General features: G+C 56.4%; 18 protein-coding genes. 8 read left to right on the top strand and 10 right to left on the bottom strand.

Annotation, left to right across the window (positions count from 1 at the left end):
* Positions 1 to 367 precede the first annotated feature (367 nt).
* A complete protein-coding gene (gene yihA / locus EGK14_RS18995; protein WP_125290657.1) occupies positions 368 to 1,003 on the bottom strand; it encodes a ribosome biogenesis GTP-binding protein YihA/YsxC in 636 nt (211 codons plus the stop codon).
* Positions 1,004 to 1,558: 555 nt separating this feature from the next.
* Here yihA and yihI point away from each other — a divergent pair.
* Both yihI and hemN read left to right on the top strand, forming a co-directional pair.
* Positions 1,559 to 2,080 (top strand): Der GTPase-activating protein YihI, encoded by a 522-nt coding sequence (yihI, locus tag EGK14_RS18990; protein WP_125290656.1) that lies wholly within the window; start codon positions 1,559 to 1,561, stop codon positions 2,078 to 2,080.
* A gap of 238 nt (positions 2,081 to 2,318) precedes the next feature.
* Positions 2,319 to 3,689 carry an oxygen-independent coproporphyrinogen III oxidase gene (hemN, locus tag EGK14_RS18980; protein ID WP_125290654.1) on the top strand — a complete coding sequence of 457 codons (1,371 nt, stop codon included), beginning with the start codon at positions 2,319 to 2,321 and terminating at the stop codon, positions 3,687 to 3,689.
* A 69-nt stretch (positions 3,690 to 3,758) separates the two neighbouring features.
* On the opposite strand, the gene EGK14_RS21175 is transcribed toward hemN, so the two are convergent.
* The 4 genes from EGK14_RS21175 to glnA all read right to left on the bottom strand — a co-directional run bounded on the left by EGK14_RS21175 (position 3,759) and on the right by glnA (position 8,079).
* Positions 3,759 to 3,875: a YshB family small membrane protein gene (locus EGK14_RS21175; protein WP_148101258.1), complete on the bottom strand. Its 117-nt coding sequence runs from the start codon at positions 3,873 to 3,875 to the stop codon at positions 3,759 to 3,761.
* Positions 3,876 to 3,982: 107 nt separating this feature from the next.
* Positions 3,983 to 5,392, bottom strand: a complete 1,410-nt coding sequence (glnG, locus tag EGK14_RS18975; RefSeq protein ID WP_125290652.1) for a nitrogen regulation protein NR(I) — start codon at positions 5,390 to 5,392, stop codon at positions 3,983 to 3,985.
* A 7-nt stretch (positions 5,393 to 5,399) separates the two neighbouring features.
* Complete coding sequence (gene glnL, locus EGK14_RS18970; RefSeq protein ID WP_125290650.1) at positions 5,400 to 6,449, bottom strand: nitrogen regulation protein NR(II); 1,050 nt, start codon at positions 6,447 to 6,449, stop codon at positions 5,400 to 5,402.
* 220 nt (positions 6,450 to 6,669) lie between these two features.
* Positions 6,670 to 8,079 carry a glutamate--ammonia ligase gene (glnA, locus tag EGK14_RS18965; protein ID WP_125290648.1) on the bottom strand — a complete coding sequence of 470 codons (1,410 nt, stop codon included), beginning with the start codon at positions 8,077 to 8,079 and terminating at the stop codon, positions 6,670 to 6,672.
* A gap of 433 nt (positions 8,080 to 8,512) precedes the next feature.
* Here glnA and typA point away from each other — a divergent pair, with 433 nt between their 5' ends.
* The 5 genes from typA to fabY all read left to right on the top strand — a co-directional run bounded on the left by typA (position 8,513) and on the right by fabY (position 13,361).
* Positions 8,513 to 10,336 (top strand): ribosome-dependent GTPase TypA, encoded by a 1,824-nt coding sequence (gene typA / locus EGK14_RS18960; RefSeq protein ID WP_125290646.1) that lies wholly within the window; start codon positions 8,513 to 8,515, stop codon positions 10,334 to 10,336.
* 153 nt (positions 10,337 to 10,489) lie between these two features.
* On the top strand, positions 10,490 to 11,089 hold the full coding sequence (gene yihX, locus EGK14_RS18955; protein ID WP_125290645.1) for a glucose-1-phosphatase: 600 nt from the start codon (positions 10,490 to 10,492) through the stop codon (positions 11,087 to 11,089).
* On the top strand, positions 11,076 to 11,999 hold the full coding sequence (locus EGK14_RS18950; RefSeq protein WP_125290644.1) for a virulence factor BrkB family protein: 924 nt from the start codon (positions 11,076 to 11,078) through the stop codon (positions 11,997 to 11,999). The genes yihX and EGK14_RS18950 overlap by 14 nt, the downstream gene beginning before the upstream one ends.
* Positions 11,935 to 12,372, top strand: coding sequence for a D-aminoacyl-tRNA deacylase (gene dtd, locus EGK14_RS18945; protein WP_125290643.1), 438 nt, complete (start codon positions 11,935 to 11,937; stop codon positions 12,370 to 12,372). Before EGK14_RS18950 ends, dtd begins: the two co-directional genes overlap by 65 nt.
* A 47-nt stretch (positions 12,373 to 12,419) precedes the next feature.
* Positions 12,420 to 13,361 (top strand): fatty acid biosynthesis protein FabY, encoded by a 942-nt coding sequence (gene fabY / locus EGK14_RS18940; protein ID WP_125290670.1) that lies wholly within the window; start codon positions 12,420 to 12,422, stop codon positions 13,359 to 13,361.
* Here the strand turns inward: fabY and rluF are convergent.
* The 3 genes from rluF to EGK14_RS18925 all read right to left on the bottom strand — a co-directional run bounded on the left by rluF (position 13,358) and on the right by EGK14_RS18925 (position 17,499).
* Positions 13,358 to 14,245: a 23S rRNA pseudouridine(2604) synthase RluF gene (gene rluF / locus EGK14_RS18935; RefSeq protein WP_125290641.1), complete on the bottom strand. Its 888-nt coding sequence runs from the start codon at positions 14,243 to 14,245 to the stop codon at positions 13,358 to 13,360. The genes fabY and rluF overlap by 4 nt on opposite strands.
* Positions 14,246 to 14,332: 87 nt before the next feature.
* Positions 14,333 to 16,012: an AsmA family protein gene (locus tag EGK14_RS18930; protein ID WP_125290639.1), complete on the bottom strand. Its 1,680-nt coding sequence runs from the start codon at positions 16,010 to 16,012 to the stop codon at positions 14,333 to 14,335.
* 104 nt (positions 16,013 to 16,116) lie between these two features.
* Complete coding sequence (locus EGK14_RS18925) at positions 16,117 to 17,499, bottom strand: NCS2 family protein (protein ID WP_125290638.1); 1,383 nt, start codon at positions 17,497 to 17,499, stop codon at positions 16,117 to 16,119.
* Positions 17,500 to 17,659: 160 nt separating this feature from the next.
* Here EGK14_RS18925 and EGK14_RS18920 point away from each other — a divergent pair, with 160 nt between their 5' ends.
* Positions 17,660 to 18,322 (top strand): SDR family oxidoreductase, encoded by a 663-nt coding sequence (locus tag EGK14_RS18920; RefSeq protein WP_125290636.1) that lies wholly within the window; start codon positions 17,660 to 17,662, stop codon positions 18,320 to 18,322.
* A 37-nt stretch (positions 18,323 to 18,359) separates the two neighbouring features.
* Here the strand turns inward: EGK14_RS18920 and recG are convergent, their stop codons facing one another.
* Positions 18,360 to 20,441, bottom strand: coding sequence for an ATP-dependent DNA helicase RecG (gene recG / locus EGK14_RS18915; RefSeq protein WP_125290634.1), 2,082 nt, complete (start codon positions 20,439 to 20,441; stop codon positions 18,360 to 18,362).
* Positions 20,438 to 21,136, bottom strand: a complete 699-nt coding sequence (gene trmH, locus EGK14_RS18910; RefSeq protein ID WP_125290633.1) for a tRNA (guanosine(18)-2'-O)-methyltransferase TrmH — start codon at positions 21,134 to 21,136, stop codon at positions 20,438 to 20,440. The genes recG and trmH overlap by 4 nt, the downstream gene beginning before the upstream one ends.
* Position 21,137 lies beyond the last annotated feature (1 nt).

Below are 21,137 nucleotides of genomic sequence, written 5' to 3'. Positions count from 1 at the left end.
CCGGCTTTAGCAAGCTGATGCCAGAAAGCGCTTTAGCCTGTCAATTAACAGGCGTTTATAAGAAATAAAGCCTTGCATAGCGCCAGCGCTAACCTGTTATCGCTCAAACATTTTTTTTGTGCCTTCGCTACCTGAAAACTATTTTTCTGTGAGCTGTATTCGATAAAAAAGGGGATTTTGTGAAACGGGGCGGTAAAAAATCCTTTTGAGGCCTGAAAAAATCATGTAGAGTTGAAGATGTAGGGTACAGAGGTAAGATGTTCTATCTTTCAAACCGTTTACTTCACGTAATCGGATTTGGCTGAATATTAGCCGCCCCAGTCGTTATGACTGGGGCGTTTTTTATTGGGCGCCGTTCAGCCGGATATCAAGCTTCTGGTGACGTTTCTTCCGTCGCTGGTGGAATTTCACTGAACCAGCTGTCCAGTTTCAGGCGCAGTTTATCCACGCCCAATTTCTTAAGCGAAGAGAAAGCTTCAACCTGTACATCGCCGACAAATCCTTTAGCGGCTTCGCGCACCAGATTTAACTGCGCTTTACGCGCACCGGAAGCCAGCTTGTCCGCCTTGGTCAGCAGCACCAGCACCTGAATGCCGCTCTGTACCGCCCATTCAATCATCTGCCGATCCAGATCCTTCAGCGGATGACGGATATCCATCAGCACAACCAGCCCTTTCAGACACTGACGCATCTGAAGATACTCTGCCAGCGAACGCTGCCATTTCAGCTTCATCTCTTCCGGCACTTCGGCATAGCCATAGCCAGGCAAATCCACCAGGCGATAGCCTTCGGTGACCTGAAACAGGTTAATCAGCTGGGTGCGGCCGGGCGTTTTACTGGTACGGGCCAGGCTCTTTTGATTGGTTAGCGTATTCAACGCGCTGGATTTGCCGGCATTAGAGCGTCCTGCAAACGCCACTTCAATACCGATATCGGCTGGAAGGTGGCGGATGTCGGGCGCGCTGGTGACAAAGTGGGTAAGGTTATAATTCCAGCCAGACAAGTTAGAAACTCCAGATAATAAGAACAATTGTGCAGAGTATACCCTGTATGGATTAAAAGCGCCCAGCCGCACGCGGCGCGGCGGCGGCTTTGTAAGAGATTGGCTATACTTTTTGCCAGAACTTTACCTTTTCTTTCCTGCCTTTAAAAATTAAATGATTTAAAATCAAAGTGTTATTATTTTAAGGCCAGATATTAATAAATTTTTTCGTAACTTACCTTGTGAGTTTCTCCATATAGTCTACATTTGTTGTCAGAGCCAGGACGGCTTACTTCAGGATGAAGCGCTCAGGGGGATACCAGGAAGGTACTGAGCAGGGAAGGAAAGTGTCGGGGAACGGCTCATCTGAAGGGAAAGGACTGCGTCCACGGAGGACGGCATGGCAAGGGAAAACCGGGAAGTTGGATGCCAAAACGGATGCTAACTTAGTCAGTCCTTCTGCGGAAGGTGCGAAAAAAGGCGACAGGGTGACCTGGCGCCTTTTTTCTTTGTCTGCTTTCTGCTAGATTCCGCCGCAATTCTATACTGAAGATAAACAGTCTGAGAGCAGAAACCATGAAGCAACCTGTACGCGATTCGCAGAAAAAACCGGCGGCAAAAGCGAAGCGTAAAACGCGCGATGAAATCAACACGGAAGCGCGCGATCGTAAACGCGATAAGAAACATCGCGGCCACGCCTCCGGCAGTCGCGCTAACCCCGTAGCGGCGGCAAAGAAAAACGGCGAAAGCGCTAAAGAGAAAGATCCGCGTATTGGCAGTAAAACGCCGGTAGCGCTGGGCGCTGCCGCCGCGCAGCCTGCGAAGAAAGCCAAACCGGTGAAAAAAGCCGAAGAGAAGAAACCCCGTCTGACGCCGGAAGAAGAGCTGGCGAAGCTCGAAAACGACGAGCGGCTGGATGCGCTGCTGGATCGTCTGGAAAACGGCGACACCCTGAAGGCGGAAGAGCAGGCCTGGCTTGATCAGACGCTGGATCGCATCGACACGCTGATGGAGCAGTTGGGGATCGCGCTGGATGATGAAGTCGAAGATGAAGAAGCTGAAGAGGATATGTATCGCCTGCTTAAAGGCGGTAATTAATCCCGGCGATGCTTTTCGGACTTACTTAAAGGACGGCGCCAACGGGCGCCGTTTCTGCATAAGGTATCTCTGCCAATGATTTGGCCTGGATCAATTTACCTGCTGATTCTGTTCTGCTGCCTGCTCTGGATGTTGGGTAAACTACGGCGTCTGTCCCGGCTGAAAGCCCGGCTACGCAGACCGACCGTCCTGCCGACAGCGCCTCCGCGACGGTCAACACGCCAATGCAGGAGAGAATATCGTGACGCAGACAATTGAGTGGGATCCCGTCCTGCTGCAAAAATATAATATCTCGGGTCCCCGTTACACTTCTTATCCTACCGCGCTGGAGTTCAGCGAGGCTTACCGCGAAGCCGATTTTATCCGTGCCAGCCAGCGTACTCCCCATCGCCCGCTGTCGCTTTATATTCATATTCCTTTCTGCCATCGCCTTTGTTACTTCTGCGGCTGTAATAAAGTCGTTACCCGTCATCAGCATAAAGCTGACGACTATCTGGAAGCTTTAGCCGTAGAAATCGCCAGTCGCGCCGCGCTTTTCCGCAACCGAACCGTGACACAGATGCACTGGGGCGGCGGCACGCCTACTTTTCTCAGTAAAGCGCAGATTTCCACACTGATGGCGCTGCTGCGTCAGCACTTTGCCTTCAGCGACGAGGCGGAGCTTTCCATTGAAATCGATCCGCGAGAAATTGAAGCGGACGTGATCGATCATCTCTTTGCCGCAGGTTTTACCCGGCTAAGCATGGGCGTGCAGGATTTCAATAAAGAGGTGCAGGAAAAGGTTAACCGCGTACAGGACGAGCAGACTATCGTCGCGCTTATCGAGCGGGCAAAGCGGGTGGGCTTCAACTCTGTTAATCTCGATTTGATTTATGGCTTACCCAGGCAGACGCCGGAAAGCTTTGCCTTTACCCTGCAAAAGGTCATTGCGCTGAACCCCGACAGGCTTAGCGTTTTCAATTATGCGCATATGCCCGCGCACTTTGCCGCGCAGCGGAAAATTAAAGAGGCCGATCTGCCCGATCCCCAACAGAAACTGACCATCCTGCAACAGTCCATTGCCGCGCTGATGGCGTCCGGCTACCAGTTTATCGGTATGGACCACTTTGCCAGACCGGAGGACGAGCTGGCCGTTGCCCAGCGGGAAGGCAAGCTGCATCGCAACTTCCAGGGGTATACCACGCAGGGAGACAACGATCTGCTGGGCCTGGGCGTCTCCGCCATCAGTATGATCGGCGACGGCTATGCGCAAAACCAGAAAGGGCTAAAAGAGTGGTATGACGCCGTGGCTAAGCAGGGTACGGCGCTCTGGCGCGGCGTAGAGCTGTCGGGCGACGATATCCTGCGCCGCGAGGTGATTAAAACGCTGATGTGTAATTTCTCGCTGGATTTCGCCGCTTTTACCTCGCACGGCGTCACCTTTACCGACTATTTTGCGGAGGATCTGGCGCTGCTTGAGCCGCTGATTGCAGACGGGCTGGTGGAGCGCAGCGAGAAGGGCCTTCAGGTCACTTCTAAGGGGCGCCTGCTGGTCAGGAATATCTGCATGTGCTTTGACCGCTATCTACGCCAGCAAACGCGCCTACAGCAGTTCTCGCGGGTGATCTGATCGCCCTGCGGATAAAAAAGCCGGAAACAAAAACGTTCCCGGCTTTTTAGTGCTGAAATTTTTGGCGCCTCAGCCTGGAAATTTCAGCATCGCTGCGCACAGCACGGCGGCCATAGCCGTTTGCGGCAGATGCGCGGCACCCGTCTGCGCGTAGTGCGTCACCACATGAATTAACGATTCCAGCATTATCTTCCTCCCGATAACGGTTCAGAATGATACTGACTGATACCGATGTGTAAAGTCGCAAGAGCATAAAAAATGCGCGAATCGACGTTTTTTTATGCTTTCCTGCTTTACTCCATGCCCAGCTCTTTCAGCTTGCGGGTAAGGGTGTTACGTCCCCAACCCAGCAAACGAGCCGCTTCCTGCTTGTGGCCTTGTGTATGACGCAGCGCGGTAGTCAGCAGCGTGCGCTCCATCTCTGGCTGTGCTTCCGATAACAAGTTTTGATGACCGGAACGCAGCGCGCGATCGGCCCACTGCGCCAGCAGCGTTGCCCAGCTGTCGGGCAGTGACTGTACGGGATTGTCCGGCGTGGCGGTTTCAAACAGCTCCGGCGGCAAATCCTGAATCAGCACTTCCTGACCGGCGGCCATCACCGTCAGCCAGCGGCAGGTATTTTCCAGCTGGCGCACGTTGCCCGACCAATGCAGGCGGGTCAGCGCCGTTTCGGTTTCGGGATGCAGAATTTTTGCCTCGACGCCCAGCTCGCGTGCCGCGACCTGAAGGAAATAGCGCGCCAGACGAGGGATATCCTCACGGCGTTCCCGCAGCGGCGGCAGATGCACGCGGATAACGTTCAGGCGGTGAAACAGATCCTCGCGGAATTTGCCTTCCTGTACCCGCAGCTCCAAATTCTGGTGCGTAGCGGCGATGATCCTGACGTCTACTTTGACCGGCGCATAGCCGCCGACGCGATAAAACTGGCCGTCGGCCAGCACGCGCAATAAACGAGTCTGCACGTCCAGCGGCATATCGCCAATCTCATCCAGAAACAGCGTGCCGCCGTCGGCCTGCTCGAAACGTCCCTGACGGATTTGATTAGCGCCCGTAAATGCGCCTTTCTCATGGCCGAAAAGCTCCGACTCAATCAGATCCTTCGGGATAGCCGCCATGTTCAGCGCGATAAAAGGCGCCTTCGCGCGCGGGCTGTGGCGATGCAGCGCGTGCGCCACCAGCTCTTTGCCCGTGCCCGACTCGCCGTTGATCAATACGCTGATTGAAGAACGCGAGAGGCGGCCGATAATACGAAACACGTCCTGCATCGCCGGCGCTTCGCCGATGATATCGGTAGTCGGGCCGCTGACCGGCTGGTTGCGCGGCTGCTGCTGCTCCTGATAGTGGCTGATCGCGCGTTCCACTAACGCCACGGCTTCATCGATATCAAAGGGTTTTGGCAGGTAATCGAATGCGCCTTGCTGATAGGCGCTGACGGCCGCATCCAGATCGGAGTGTGCGGTCATAATAATTACCGGCAGCATCGGATGACGTTGCTTAATTTGTTTCAGTAACGCCAGTCCGTCCATGCCGGGCATACGAATATCGGAAAGCAAAACGTCCGGGGTTTTGGTGGCAAGCGCGTTCAGCACCTCGCTCGCGCTGTCAAACGTGGCGCAGTTTAAACCGGCTCCAGTAAGCGCGCGTTCAAGCACCCAGCGGATGGAGCTATCGTCATCGACGATCCAGACTATCCCTCGTTGCATAGAAACCTCACTGGCGAATAGGCAAATAAACGGAAAACTCGGTGTGGCCAGGCCAACTGTTAAATTCTATTTTTCCCGAATGCTGATCGATCAGGCTGCGGGCAATCGACAGGCCTAAACCGGTGCCGCCTTCGCGGCCGCTCACCATCGGATAAAACAGCGTATCCTGTAGCTGAGCCGGAATGCCGGGGCCGTTATCTTCAATATCGATACGGGCCACCAGGCGATAGCGGACGCCGTGCAGCGTCAGCTGGAATGCGGTGCGGGTGCGCAGCGTAATGGCACCGCCTTTTTCTCCCAGCGCCTGTAGCGCGTTACGCACTACGTTCAGCAGCACCTGTTCGATTTGATCCGGATCATGCGGCAGCTCCGGCAGGCTGGGGTCGTAATCTCTGATTAGCGTAACGTTATCGGGCAGCTCCATCGAGACAAGGTTAACCACGCGCTCGGCGACCTGATGGATGCTTTGCGTGACGTGCATACCCGGCTGCTGCGGGCCAAGCAGGCGATCCACCAGGTTACGCAGGCGATCGGCCTGTTCAATAATGACTTTGGTATATTCCGTTAAGGCCGGATCGGGCAGGGCTTTTGCCAACAGCTGCGCCGCGCCGCGTAATCCCCCTAACGGATTTTTAATTTCATGCGCCAGCCCACGCACTAAATCCCGTGCGGCGACCTGTTGAGCATGTTGGATCTGTTCCTGGCTGAGGCGACGCTGATTGTCCATTGGCGCCATTTCCAGCAGGATTAGCCCGTCCGGCAGCAGCTGCGCCGTTAAAGACATAATATGCGCACGACTGTCGACGACCAGCGTAACCTCGCTGTCGGTAAACCCCTGACCGGCATTGAGACTCTCGCGCATTACTCCGATGTTCAGAGAAAAATAGCCCATCAGATCCGGCAACGGCGTGCCAAAGAGCTTGCGGGAGCTTTGCGCCAGCAGTTGCTGAGCGGCGGGATTGGCGTAATGCACCACCAGTTCGCTGTCGACCAGCAGTATGCTGTTAATCAGCGAGTTGAGGATCTGCCCGGCATCGGGCTGCGTGCCTGTTGCCATAACAGCGGTCTCCTGCACCATTTTAGTGCATTATAGTCATGGAACCTGAAATTCGTCTCTCTGCGCGCGGCGCCCACGGCGAAAAAAGCCCATCCGGAGATGGGCTAAAAATTTCCACGGCAACAATATCTCCGGCGCTCGTTACGCTGCGGCCCGTGTTCACCCGAATCACTGAGCCTGCCGTAGCCGCTTTAACGCGACGAGTCGCCGGAGCCAGAAACTAAACGCTGTAGTACAGTTCGAACTCGACCGGGTGCGGCGTCATGCGAACGCGATCCATTTCAGCTTTGCGCAGGTCGATATAAGCATCAATGGTGTCGTCAGTGAACACGCCGCCACGAGTCAGGAACTCACGGTCTTCGTTCAGCGCGTTCAGCGCCTCTTCCAGCGAGCCGGCTACTTTTGGAATTTCCGCTTCTTCTTCCGGCGGCAGGTCGTACAGGTTTTTGTCCATTGCGTCGCCAGGATGGATCTTGTTGATGATGCCGTCCAGGCCTGCCATCAGCAGCGCAGCGAAGCACAGATATGGGTTAGCGGCTGGATCCGGGAAGCGGGCTTCAATACGGCGCGCTTTCGGGCTGGCAACCACTGGAATACGGATAGAGGCGGAACGGTTACGGGCAGAGTAGGCCAGCATAACCGGCGCTTCGTAGCCCGGCACCAGACGCTTGTAGGAGTTGGTAGTCGGGTTAGACAGGGCGTTGATCGCTTTAGCGTGCTTGATCACACCGCCGATGTAGAACAGGGCAGTTTCAGACAGGCCGCCGTATTTGTCGCCAGCGAACAGGTTGGTGCCGCCTTTGGACAGGGACATATGGCAGTGCATACCGGAACCGTTATCGCCAAAGATGGGTTTTGGCATAAAGGTCGCGGTTTTGCCGAAAGCGTGCGCCACGTTGTGCACGACATACTTGTAGATCTGAATTTCGTCGGCTTTTTTGGTCATGGTGTTAAAGCGGGTGGCCACTTCGTTCTGACCTGCGGTCGCCACTTCGTGGTGATGAGCTTCAACAACCAGACCCATTTGCTCCATGGTCAGACACATAGCAGAACGGATGTCCTGTGAAGAGTCGACCGGTGGCACCGGGAAATAACCGCCTTTCAGGCCCGGACGGTGGCCTTTGTTGCCGCCTTCATATTCTTTACCGGTGTTCCATGCCGCTTCGATATCGTCGATAGCCACGTGAGAGCCGGAGGTGGTCGCGCCGAAACGCACATCGTCAAACAGGAAGAATTCTGGCTCCGGGCCAAACAGTACGGTATCAGCAATGCCGGAAGAACGCAGGAAATCTTCGGCGCGCTTGGCGATAGAACGTGGGTCGCGATCGTAGCCCTGCATGGTGCCTGGCTCAAGGATGTCACAACGGATGATAAGCGTAGAGTCTTCAAAGAAAGGATCCAGGACCGCAGTGGTCGCGTCCGGCATCAGCACCATGTCGGATTCGTTAATGCCTTTCCAGCCGCCGATGGAGGAGCCGTCAAACATTTTGCCTTCTTCGAAGAAGTCAGCGTTAACCTGGTGAGCAGGAATGGTAACGTGCTGCTCTTTACCTTTGGTGTCTGTGAAGCGCAGGTCAACAAATTTGACTTCATGCTCGTTCATCATCGACAGAACGTGTTCAGCGGACATACTTAACTCTCCTGGATTTGTCATGGTCGTCGGTTAGAGAACTTTCGCGGTGCGCTTTGCTTATCTCGCCCAGCCGACCGATAATTATGTTCTCTGACTGCTTAGCAACCGTTGTAGAAACTGGCCTCTTTCGCTTGTTATAATTAAAGCGAAAACTATGCCAACTTTCTTAATTGATGAAAAAAGCGCTATGATGCGCCCTCTCGTGAAACGGGAGCTGCACCATGATGGAAGTCGCGCACCATTATGGTGCTTTTGCGTGCGGTCAATGCACAATAATAGTGCATTTTTCTGATAAAGGGTGTTTTTTGCACCGGAAACGGCCCCGAAAGCAATCCCGAAAGTTATCTTTAATTGAAAACTGTGATCCTGTTCAGCTCTTCGATTAATCCGTGTACAATAGCGCGCTATTTCTAATGCCTGAGGCAAAGCTGTGATCGAAAATTTGCGTAACATCGCCATTATTGCCCACGTTGACCATGGTAAAACTACCCTGGTTGATAAGTTGCTGCAGCAGTCCGGGACCTTTGACGCCCGCACCGAAGCAACCGAACGCGTAATGGACTCCAACGATTTGGAGAAAGAGCGTGGGATTACCATCCTCGCAAAAAACACCGCCATTAAATGGAACGACTATCGTATCAACATCGTGGATACCCCGGGACACGCCGACTTCGGCGGCGAGGTAGAGCGCGTGATGTCTATGGTCGACTCGGTGCTGCTGGTTGTGGATGCAATGGATGGCCCTATGCCGCAAACCCGCTTCGTGACCAAAAAAGCGTTTGCTAATGGTCTGAAGCCGATCGTGGTCATCAACAAGGTTGACCGCCCTGGCGCACGTCCTGACTGGGTTGTGGATCAGGTCTTTGACCTGTTCGTTAACCTGGACGCGACCGACGAGCAGCTCGACTTCCCTGTTATCTACGCTTCTGCTCTGAACGGTATTGCTGGTCTTGACCACAGCGACATGGCAGAAGACATGACCCCGCTGTATGAAGCCATTGTGCAGCACGTTTCTCCTCCACAGGTAGAAATGGAAGCGCCGTTCCAGATGCAGATCTCGCAGCTGGACTACAACAACTATGTTGGCGTTATCGGCATCGGCCGCATCAAGCGCGGCAAAGTGAAGCCGAACCAGCAGGTCACCATCGTCGACAGCGAAGGCAAAACCCGTAACGGTAAAGTCGGCAAGGTTCTGACTCACCTGGGTCTGGAGCGTATCGACGCGACCGAAGCGGAAGCGGGCGATATCATCGCTATCACCGGCCTGGGCGAGCTGAACATCTCCGACACCATCTGTGACCCACAGAATGTGGAAGCGCTGCCAGCGCTGAGCGTTGATGAGCCAACCGTTACCATGTTCTTTAACGTCAACACCTCGCCGTTCTGCGGTAAAGAAGGTAAGTTCGTTACTTCTCGTCAGATCCTGGATCGTCTGCGTAAAGAGCTGGTGCACAACGTTGCGCTGCGCGTGGAAGAGACCGAAGACGCCGATGCATTCCGCGTTTCCGGCCGTGGTGAACTGCACCTGTCCGTACTGATCGAAAACATGCGTCGTGAAGGCTTTGAGCTGGCGGTATCCCGTCCAAAAGTTATCTTCCGCGAAATTGACGGTCGTAAGCAGGAGCCGTTCGAGAACGTCACCCTGGATATCGAAGAGCAGCATCAGGGCTCTGTGATGCAGGCGATGGGCGAACGTAAAGCGGACATGAAAAACATGGATCCGGATGGCAAAGGCCGCGTACGTCTTGACTACGTGATCCCAAGCCGTGGCCTGATCGGCTTCCGTAACGAATTCATGACCATGACTTCCGGTACCGGTCTGCTGTACTCCACCTTCAGCCACTACGACGACATTCGTCCGGGCGAAGTGGGCCAGCGCCAGAACGGCGTGCTGATCTCTAACGGCCAGGGTAAAGCGGTAGCCTTCGCCCTGTTCAGCCTGCAGGATCGTGGCAAGCTGTTCCTGGGTCACGGCGCAGAAGTTTATGAAGGCCAGATTATCGGTATTCATAGCCGTTCTAACGACCTGACCGTGAACTGTCTGACCGGTAAGAAACTGACCAACATGCGTGCTTCCGGTACTGACGAAGCGACCACGCTGGTGCCGGCTATCAAGATGACGCTTGAGCAGGCGATTGAATTTATCGATGACGACGAGCTGGTGGAAGTGACTCCGCTGTCCGTACGTATTCGTAAACGTCACCTGACTGAAAACGATCGTAAACGCGCATCACGCGGCAGCAAAGAAGCCTAATCGCTTTTTTTAAGCTGTAATACAGGGCCGGATCTTTCCGGCCCTGTTTTTTTCGCCTGTGGAACCTTCCTTCCAGATTTCAAAATCCTGCCCTGTTCAGCTTCTCTTTTTACCGCTAGAGTGAATACCTTACCGGAACAAATGGAGATGGCCATGCTGTATATCTTTGATTTAGGTAACGTCATTGTTGATATTGATTTCAACCGGGTTCTGGGCGTCTGGAGCGATCTGGGACGCGTGCCTTTGGCCACGCTGCAAAGCCGTTTTACGATGGGAGAAAGCTTTCATCGCCATGAACGAGGAGAAATCAGCGACGAGGATTTTGCCGAACAGCTGTGCGACGAGCTGGGTCTGGCGCTAAGCTTTGAACAGTTCACCGCAGGCTGGCAGGCCGTTTTTGTCGGCGTCAGGGCGGATACCATCCGTATCATGAACGGACTGCGCGCGCGCGGCGATCGGGTCGTTATCCTGTCTAACACCAACCGGCTGCATCAGCGTTTCTGGCCGTCGCAGTATCCCGAAGTGCAAAGCGCGGCGGACAAGCTCTATCTTTCCCAGGAGATGGGGATGCGCAAACCGGAAGCGCGTATCTATCAGCAGGTGCTGAGCGAGGAGGGCTTTACCGCCAACCAGGCTATTTTCTTTGACGACAATCAGGAAAATATCGACGCGGCGCAGGCGCTGGGCATTCAGAGCGTACCCGTTTTTGATGCGACCACCATACCGGCCTTTTTCGCTAATGCGGCCGATTAACCATTATCGACATCGCCTGCGGGCAACCTGGCGCTGGGTAAAACTGCTTTGGCAGCGTATTGATGAAGATGGCATGACGCTGCTGGCGGGGCATCTTGCCTATGTGTCGCTGCTGTCGCTGGTGCCGCTGGTGGCGGTGGTATTTGCGCTGTTCGCCGCCTTCCCGGCCTTCGCCGACGTCAGCAGGCAGCTCAAGCTGTTTATTTTTCAGAACTTTGTGCCGGCGTCCGGCACGGTAGTTCAAAGCTATCTGGAACAGTTTGTCGCCAACGTCAATAAAATGACGGCGGTGGGCGCCTGCGGGCTGGTGGTGACGGCGCTGCTGCTGATGTACTCCATCGACAGTGCGCTAAATGTCATCTGGCGCAGCAAGCGCAAAAGGCCCCTCGTTTACTCTTTTGCCGTCTACTGGATGATCCTGACGCTTGGCCCGCTGCTGGCGGGTGCCAGCCTGGCAATCAGCTCTTATCTGCTGTCGCTGCGCTGGGCTTCAGTCAGCGGCGTCAGCGGCCTGATTGACTACGGGCTGCGTATTTTTCCGCTGCTGCTCTCCTGGCTGGCTTTCTGGCTGCTCTACAGCATTGTGCCAACGCGGCAGGTGCCGGGGAAAGATGCGCTGGTCGGCGCGCTGGTGGCGGGGCTGCTGTTTGAGCTGGGGAAAAAAGGCTTTGCGCTCTATGTTACGATGTTCCCTTCATATCAGCTTATCTATGGCGTGCTGGCGGTTATCCCCATTCTGTTTCTCTGGGTTTACTGGACATGGTGTATTGTCCTGCTGGGCGCAGAGATCACCGCCTCTCTCGGCGACTATCGCCAGCTTAAACAGGAAGAAGAAAAGGAAGAGAATGATTGCCTTAATTCAACGAGCGCTGAGCGCGAGCGTGACGGTAGCCGGTCAGACCATCGGTGAAATCGGGCCGGGATTGCTAATCTTACTGGGCGTGGAAAAAGGCGACGACGAGCAAAAAGCGCAGCGGCTGTGCGACCGCGTGTTGGGCTATCGCATCTTCAGCGATGAGAACGGCAAGATGAATCTTAACGTGCAGCAGGCTGGCGGCAGCGTGCTGGTAGTCTCGCAGTTTACGCTGGCGGCCGACACGCAAAAAGGCATGCGCCCGAGCTTTTCGGGCGGCGCGGCGCCAGCGGAGGCTGAGCAGTTATATGAGCACTTTGTCGCCTGCTGCCGCGAAACAGGCCTTGTCGCCGAGACGGGCCGCTTTGCGGCGGATATGCAGGTATCGCTGGTTAACGACGGGCCGGTGACGTTCTGGCTCCAGGTATGAAACGGTCGGAAAGGCTAACGGGCGCCCCGGAAAAAGAGAATCACTTTATGTATCATCTTCGTGTACCTGAAACCGCAGAAGAGCTGGATATCTACTACCAGTTTCGCTGGGAAATGCTGCGCAAACCGCTTCGCCAGCCCAAGGGATCGGAGCGCGACGCCTGGGATGCCTTTGCGCATCACCAAATGGTGGTGGATGAAAACGGCGCGCCGGTTGCCGCAGGGCGCCTTTATATCAACGCGGATAACGAGGCGGCCATTCGCTTTCTGGCCGTGCATCCTGCGGTGCAGGGCAAAGGATTGGGCACGCTGGTCGCGATGACGCTGGAGTCGGTGGCGCGTCAGGAAGGGGCCAAGCGGGTAGTGTGCAGCGCCCGTGAAGACGCCGTCGAGTTTTTCGCCAAGCTTGGCTACGTCAATCAGGGCGAAATCACCGTGCCACAGACGACGCCGGTTCGTCATTTTTTAATGATTAAGCCGGTGATCACGCTGGACGATATTCTGCATCGTGCCGACTGGTGCGGGCAGTTGCAGCAGGCCTGGTACGAGCATATCCCGCTCAGCGAAAAAATGGGCGTGCGTATCCTGCAGTATACCGGGCAAAAATTTATCACCACGATGCCGGAAACCGGCAACCAGAATCCTCACCATACGCTGTTCGCCGGCAGCCTGTTTTCGCTGGCGACGCTGACCGGCTGGGGGCTGATTTGGCTGCTGCTGCGCGAGCGACATTTAGGCGGCACCATTATCCTGGCCGATGCGCATATCCGCTACAGCCACCCCATCAGCGGCAGGCCAGGCGCGGTAGCGGACTTAGGCTCGCTGAGCGGCGATCTGGACAGGCTGGCCCGGGGACGCAAGGCGCGCGTTCAGCTGGAAGTCGAGCTGTTTGGCAATGAAGAGTGCGGGGCGGTATTTGAAGGCGTCTATATTGTGCTTCCTGCCGATCCGGATGGCCCGCTGGAGCCAGCCGGATCGAATATGCCTTAACGGCCTTTTTTCTTGCGGCCCGGCTGGGTAAAGCGTTTGCGGGAGGCCAGGTTGCCCGGCGTCTTCGCGCCTTCCTTACCGCTTTTCTGCCCGCCAATGGCCGGTTTTTTCGCGGCGGCGGGCTTCGCTTTCGCCTGCGCTTTTTTGGCGGGTTTTGCTTCGGATGAGGAATCCTCAATCAGGCCGAACAGCTCGGTCAGCTCGTCGTCGGTCAGATCGCGCCACTCGCCCAGCGGCAGGCCTTTCAGGCTGACGTTCATAATGCGCGTGCGTTCGAGCTTGGTGACCTCGTAGCCAAAGTGCTTGCACATGCGGCGGATCTGGCGGTTAAGCCCCTGCACCAGCGTAATGCGGAAAACAAACGGCGCTTCCTTTTGCACCTTGCACTTCAGCGTCACCGTGCCCAGCATCGGCACGCCAGCGCTCATGCCCTCAATAAACTCATCCGTCACCAGCTTGTTTACCGTGACCACGTACTCTTTTTCGTGGTTATTGCCGGCACGCAGGATCTTATTCACCAGATCGCCGTGATTGGTCAGAAAAATCAGGCCCTGCGAATCTTTATCCAGGCGGCCAACAGGGAAAACCCGCTTGCTGTGGTTAACGAAGTCGCTGATATTATCCCGTTCGCCTTCTTCCATGGTGGTGATAATGCCCACGGGTTTATTCAGGGCGATAAATACCAGATCTTCCTCATCGCGCGGCTCGATAAGCTGACCGTTCACTTTCACCACGTCACCGGCAAAAACCTGCGCGCCAACGGCGGCCCGCTTGCCGTTAATAAAGACATTTCCCTGTTCGATATAGCGATCGGCATCGCGACGAGAACAGATACCGCTCTCGCTAATGTATTTATTGAGACGAATGGATGAGTTGGTCAGCATGGTTCCTCCGTAAAAAAGCGGACTATACATTAACCGCGCTACGTTGCGAATACGGGTTAATCATATAGTCCGCCTGCGGGCAGCATTTTACCTGTTGCTGAGATTACCTGCCTGCACGGTCTGCTGGACTGACTTATCGCCAGCAATAGCGGAAAGCGTGCCGTTAACGGAAGGCTTCAGCGGCGCGTCTTTCATCAGGCTGCCCTGCATCTTCAGCGTCAGCTCGCCGTTTTCGGTCAGGGGTACCGCTGGCCATCCCCAGTCCTGCAACAGATTCAGCGGCATGTCACGGCCGTGCAGCGACAGCGAAAAAGCGCGCTGCGGCTGCTGCGAAACCGTTGCCAGCCCTTTGAGAATGCCGCTGCGGGGAAACGCGCTCATCTCCGTGACGTTGATGGCATTGCTGTCCGCCGTCAGGGCGAGAGAAGGATGACGCAGATCCACACGGTTAAAGGTCGCTTCCGCCGCGTTAAAGCTCAGGTTACCGCCCCAGATGCCCCATTCCCGATCGCGCGCCAGCAGCAGGTTGCTACCGTTGCCGTCGAGCGAGGTCAGCTGGAAAGGAAAATTCGGGTCGATATCAATAATCAGGTTATGGCTGACGTTCAGCTTTGTCACTTCCAGGGTTTGCAACCACGCCGGTAAACGGCTCAGCCAGAACGCCCGCCAGGCTGGCGGCAGCGTGTACTCCAGCCCGGCGATAACCACATCATCCAGCGTCAGCTTTTTATCGCTGCGCGTCCAGTTACCTGACGCACGGATCAGCCCGTTAACCCAGCGGGAGCTGAACTGCGTCAGCGCCGCGCCCTGCGGTGAGAAGGTCATATTAACGATAGGATCGTTCAGCAGCAGCGCGCCGTTCACAAAGCTGCTGGCATTCATCGACAGCGAGCCGTCCTCGCTTTCCCAGTCGCCGTCGCGCAGCGTTATATTTTTCAACGCCAGATTAAGATCGGTCACCGCCCAGTTCTGGCCTTCCAGTCGGGCATCGGTTACATCCACTCGCTCGAAATGCACGGCGGGCAGCGTTAACAGAGGCTGTAGAAATTCGGCAAGCGTTTTGCTGCTCTGCAGACGCAGATTGTTCAGCCTTAGCGTGCTGACCTGCCAGCTGCCCTGCTCGTCACGCTGCGCGCTGGCCGTCACCGACCCGCGTGCCACGTCGGCGCCCATATTACTCAGCACCAGCTGTTTTGACCTGATGCGGCCTTCAATCAGCACATTGCTGGCAGGAATATCTTTAAACGTCAGCGAGCCAGCGCTGAACTGGAAGCTGGCATTATTACCGATAAAGCTTATCGCCTCGGGCTGCCAGGGCATCACGCCGCCGTTTACGTGCCGAGCCTCGAGAGGCAGCATATCGTGATGGCTGCTGACTGCCATGTCGCTCAGCTGCAAACGCTCTGCGGAAAGAGGCAGCTGGCTGGTTTTACTGGTAATTCTTAGCGTACCCTGGCTAAGCAAAACGCTGGCAAAATGCAGAGGCTGTGAAAACTGCCCGGCGCTCAACCCTAAATCGACACTTTTTGCCACCAGGATGGCTGGTCGGGTTTTATGGCCGAACGAAACGTCATGAAGGATGAGATGCGATGGCGCGGAAAAATTATGCTCCAGCTGGCCGACTGCCAGCTGATAAGCGCTGTGCTGGCTGACGGTGCGGCTGAGCCAGCTGGCTCCCCAGCGAGTTTGCAGCAGTAGATACGACATAATGACCAATGCCAGCAGGATAACCAGCAGCGAAAGAAGAATTTTTCCAACAAATTTCATGAGCTATCCCTGTGCGCTTGCAATAAGGGGTGTTATGCCTGATTTATGCGCGAAGCTCAACCCTGGGAAGACGGCAGAAGGCGCTTTGCCCTCTGCCGTTTACGCTATTTCTCCTGAGGGAAAAGCAGATTCAGGATGATAGCGGTAATGCCGCCGGCGGCGATGCCGGAAGAGAGCAGCGTTTTCAGCCATGCCGGTGCGAATTGCAGGATCAGCGGCTGTTGTGAAACGCCCAGCCCTACCGCCAGCGACAGCGCAATAATCATAATCGCCCGACGATTCAGCGGCTCGCGCGAGACGATGCGCACGCCCGAGGCCGCAATCGTGCCGAACATAACGATGGTCGCGCCACCCAGCACCGGTTCAGGAATATGCTGCACAAAGCCGCTGACCGCCGGGAAAAGCCCCAGTACGATCAGCATCAGCGCGACCACGAAGCCAACGTAGCGGCTGGCGACGCCGGTCAGCTGGATCACGCCGTTGTTTTGACCAAAACAGGAGTTGGGAAAGGTATTAAACAGTGCCGAGACGCACGAGTTCAGGCCGTTCGCCAGCACGCCGCCTTTCAGCCGCTTCATATAGAGCGGACCGCTGACCGGCTGTTCGGAAACGTCGGAAGTTGCGGTAATATCGCCGATGGTTTCCAGCGAGGTCACCATAAACACCAGCATCAGTGGGATCAGTAAATTCCAGTCGATGCCCAGCCCGTAATAGAAAGGCTGTGGCACGGCAATCAGCGGCTGGTTCGTTGCGGCGGTTCCGGCGGGGAGCATATCCATCAGCCAGGCCAGCAGATAGCCGACGGCCATGGCTATCACCAGCGAGGCCACGCGTAAATAAGGATTACGCTGGCGGTTCAGCAAAATAATCACCAGCAGCACCGCGCCGGCCAGCAGCAGGTTCTTTGGCGCGCCAAAGGTGTGATTGCTCATGGCGGCAAAACCGCCGCCGATAGAGGTCAGGCCGACCTGGATCAGCGACAGGCCGATAATCATTACCACGATGCCGGAAACCAGCGGCGTAATTACACGGCGCGCCAGATGCAGCACGCGGGAAAGCGCCATTTCGGTAACGGAAGCCAGCATCAGCGTGCCGAACAGGGCAGCCATCATAGTCGGCACATCCGCGCCGCCGTTTTTCAACGCCATGCCGCCCATGATCAGCGGCGTCACAAAGTTAAAGCTGGTGCCCTGAATCGACAGCAGTCCCGATCCTATCGGGCCCCAGGTTTTTATTTGCAGCACCGAGGCAACCCCGGAGGCGAACAGCGACATGCTGATAATATGCTGCGTGTCCTCAGCGGGCAGGCCCAAAGCCTGGCAGATCAACAGCGCGGGCGTGATAACCGCGACAAACATTGCCAGCAAATGCTGGCAGGCAGCAAACAGCGTCTGCGGCAGCGGGGGGCGATCTTCAAGGCGGTAAATTAATTCACTTTTTGCAGCGGGCGCTGCGCTGCGGCTGGCTTCAGAAAGATTAGCGGACATGCTCAGGAGTTCCGTGGCGAACAAAGTGGCGATTTTAAGCTTCTCTACGGTAAAAGCAAACGATTGCCAACAGCATCGGCTAAACGCCGGACGGCAAAGCGAACCACTATTCACTAAGCTTAATCATCGCGCCTGCGGGCCAGAAAAAAGGAAGCAAACAATGAACGTATTTATTATTGGCGCAACGGGTGGCGTGGGGCGACGTCTCAGAAAACGGCTGGCCAATGCGGGCCATCAGATCACGGGGCTGCATCGTCGGAACAGTCAAAAAGAGGCGCTGGAGGCCGATGGCGTAAAACCGGTGAATATCGACCTGATGAACACCAGTAGCGAAAGGCTGGCGGCGGCGATGCAGGGCTGCGATGCCGTGGTGTTCTCCGCAGGCGCAGCAGGCGCTGGCGTAGATTTCACCGATGGCATTGACGGTCGCGGCGCGCGCTTCGCTGCCGAAGCCGCCAGGCTGGCAGGTATTCAGCGTTTTCTGCTGGTTTCCGCTTTTCCTGATGCCGGAAGGGGCAAGGCACCTTCGCCGGGCTTTGAGCATTATATGCAGGTAAAAAAACAGGCCGACGTGATGCTTTCTGCGACCTCGCTGGACTGGGTGATCCTGCGGCCCGGCACGCTGGTTAACGAAGCGGGCACGGGAAAAGTCAACGCCGGGTTGGCCATTCCTTACGGCACCGTCCCGCGCGATGATGTGGCCGCCGTGCTGCATTCGCTGATTGAGCAGCCAGAGGTGAAAAGGGTGATAATCGAGTTAACCAGCGGCGAACAGCCGGTTAACGAAGCGGTCGCCGCGATGGCTGCCTTTAGCGGTAGGTAGCCGGAGCGCAGGAGGAAAGACAGCAGGCTACCGGAGGTCAGGCGTTGGTATAGCGCTCGGTTTCCGGCATCCAGCGTTCAATCAGCGCCTGCGCCTGTTCAGGATAGTGCTGATGAATATGGCGGGCGACGCGCTGCACTTCCGGGATCATCGCGCCATCGCGTACCAGATCGGCCACCCTGAATTCGGCGTTGCCTGTCTGACGCGTACCCAGCAGCTCGCCAGGACCACGGATTTCCAGATCGCATTGCGCAATCACGAAGCCGTCGTTGCTGTCGCGCAGAACCTGTAAGCGTTTCTGCGCCGTTTTGCTCAGCGGCGCTTTATAAAGCAGCACGCAGTGGGAGGCAACCGAGCCGCGACCAACGCGCCCCCGCAGCTGGTGCAGCTGCGCCAGGCCAAGCCTTTCCGGGTTTTCGATGATCATCAGGCTGGCATTAGGCACATCCACGCCAACTTCGATGACCGTGGTAGCGACCAGCAGGTCAACCTCGCCCTGTTTGAACGCCTGCATCACCGCCTGCTTCTCGGTGGGTTTCATCCTGCCGTGCACCAGCCCGACGTTCAGCTCTGGCAGCGCCAGCTTCAGCTCTTCCCAGGTGGCTTCGGCGGCCTGGGCTTCCAGCTGTTCCGATTCTTCAATCAGCGTACAGACCCAGTAGGCCTGGCGACCTTCGCCGCTACAGGCGTTCTGCACGCGGGTAATAATATCGGCCCGCCGCGTATCGGGAATGGCGACGGTAGTGACCGGTGTACGGCCCGGCGGCAGCTCGTCGATGGTGGAGGTTTCCAGGTCCGCATAGGCAGTCATCGCCAGCGTACGCGGGATCGGCGTCGCGGTCATAATCAGCTGATGAGGATGGAAACCCTGCTGCAAGCCTTTTTCCCACAGCGCCAGCCGCTGGTGGACGCCAAAGCGGTGCTGCTCGTCAATAATCACCAGCGCCAGGCCGTTAAACCGCACCTGTTCCTGAAAAATCGCGTGGGTGCCGACAATCATCGATACCTGACCGCTGGCGATGGCATCCTGCTGCGCCAGGCGCGCCTTGCCTTTCTGCTTGCCAGCCAGCCAGCCAACTTCAATCCCCAGCGGCGCAAACCACTGGCGGAAGTTATTGGCGTGCTGTTCGGCCAGCAGCTCGGTTGGCGCCATCAGCGCCACCTGTTTGCCCCAGGCGATCGCGTTCAGGGCGGTCAGCGCGGCCACCAGCGTTTTGCCCGATCCTACGTCACCCTGCACCAGGCGCATCATGGGGTAGCTTTGCGCCAGGTCGTGCTCTATTTCCTGCACGACGCGCGCCTGGGCGTTGGTCGGCTTAAACGGCAAGGCAGCCAGCAGCCTGTCGCTCAGCTCATGGCGAGCCGGCATAGCTAAAGCACGATAGCGCTGCGCGCCGGCGCGAACGGCCAGCATACTGAGATTGTGCGCCAGCAGCTCTTCCATAATCAGGCGACGCTGCGCCGGATGCCTGCCGTTTTCCAGATCCACCAGCGCCGTATCGGGTGGCGGCCTGTGCAGCATCCGCAGCGCATCCGGCAGGCTGATCATGCCCTGGCTCAGCTCCGACGGCAGAAGTTCGGCGACAGGACAGGTATCCAGCAGCTTCAGCGCCTGATCGGTCAAATTGCGCAGCGTCGCCTGGCGGATCCCTTCGGTCGTGGAGTAGACCGGCGTCAGCGTTTCCTGTAGCTCCACCACGCTGTTATCGCCCTGAACGCGATACTCAGGGTGAATAATTTCGGCGCCGCGCTGGCCGCGCTTTATTTCGCCATAGGCGGTTACACGCCGACCGGGCGCCAGGCTGTTTTTCATGCCGGCGTTAAAGTTGAAAAAGCGCAGCGTCAGGATGCCGGTGCCGTCGCTGATTTGACAGGTCAGCATGCGGCGGCGGCCAAAGGAGATATCGCTTTGCAGCACTTCGCCCTCTACCGTGGCGTAGATGTCAGGCAGGAGGTCGTTAATAGCGTAAAGCTGGGTGCGGTCTTCGTAACGAAGCGGCAGATGAAGCAGCAGATCCTGCACGGTGGTCAGCCCGAGCTTCGCCAGCTTGCCAGCCTGGCTTGCGCCAACGCCGGCAAGCGTGCTGAGCGGGATGGCATCCATCAGGCGGCCCGTCATTTTTTACGTACCGATGCCTGCATGGTGGCCCACCAGTCGGGATCGGCAATTACTTCGCCCGTTTCGCTAATTTGCGGATAAGGTAAGCCTTTATGTTTGGCGACCCTGGCCAGAACGGGATAGCCGCCTTCAAACAGCAGGCGCTGCTGTTCGCTATAGGAAAGCAGACTCTCCTGACGCTGATACATGCCTGCGTTCTGGCGCTGGCGCTGTGCTTCATAGAGGATCAGCGCTGAAGCTACGGAGACGTTCAGCGACTGCACCATGCCGACCATCGGAATAACGATCTCCTGGTCAGCCAGTTCAAGCGCCTGTTGGGTGATACCGGTTTTTTCCTGACCCATCAACACGCAGGTCGGGCGGGTATAATCGATTTTGCGGAAATCTACTGCTTTATCAGAAAGATGCGTAGCCAGGATCTGCATTCCCTGGCCTTTAAGATGCGTGACCGCATCAGCAATAGTCGGATGCGTTTTCACCTGCACCCAGCTGTTGCTTCCGGCGGCGGCAGAGGCCATGGTACGCATCCGGCTGCCCGGCCAGACCGCATGGACTTCATGCACGCCAACCGCATCTGCCGTGCGGATCACCGCAGAGACGTTATGCGGTTTGTGCACCAGCTCCATGCAGACGGTTAAATCGTGCTGGCGGGCAGCCAGCATTTCACGGATACGGGCAAAACGTTGAGCATTCATG

It is taken from the genome of Erwinia sp. 198 (genome assembly GCF_003937915.1).
GTDB classification, from domain to species: Bacteria; Pseudomonadota; Gammaproteobacteria; order Enterobacterales; family Enterobacteriaceae; genus Erwinia; species Erwinia aeris.
The sequence above is the reverse complement of the archived record's forward strand: the minus strand, read 5'-3'. Positions and strand labels throughout refer to the sequence as shown.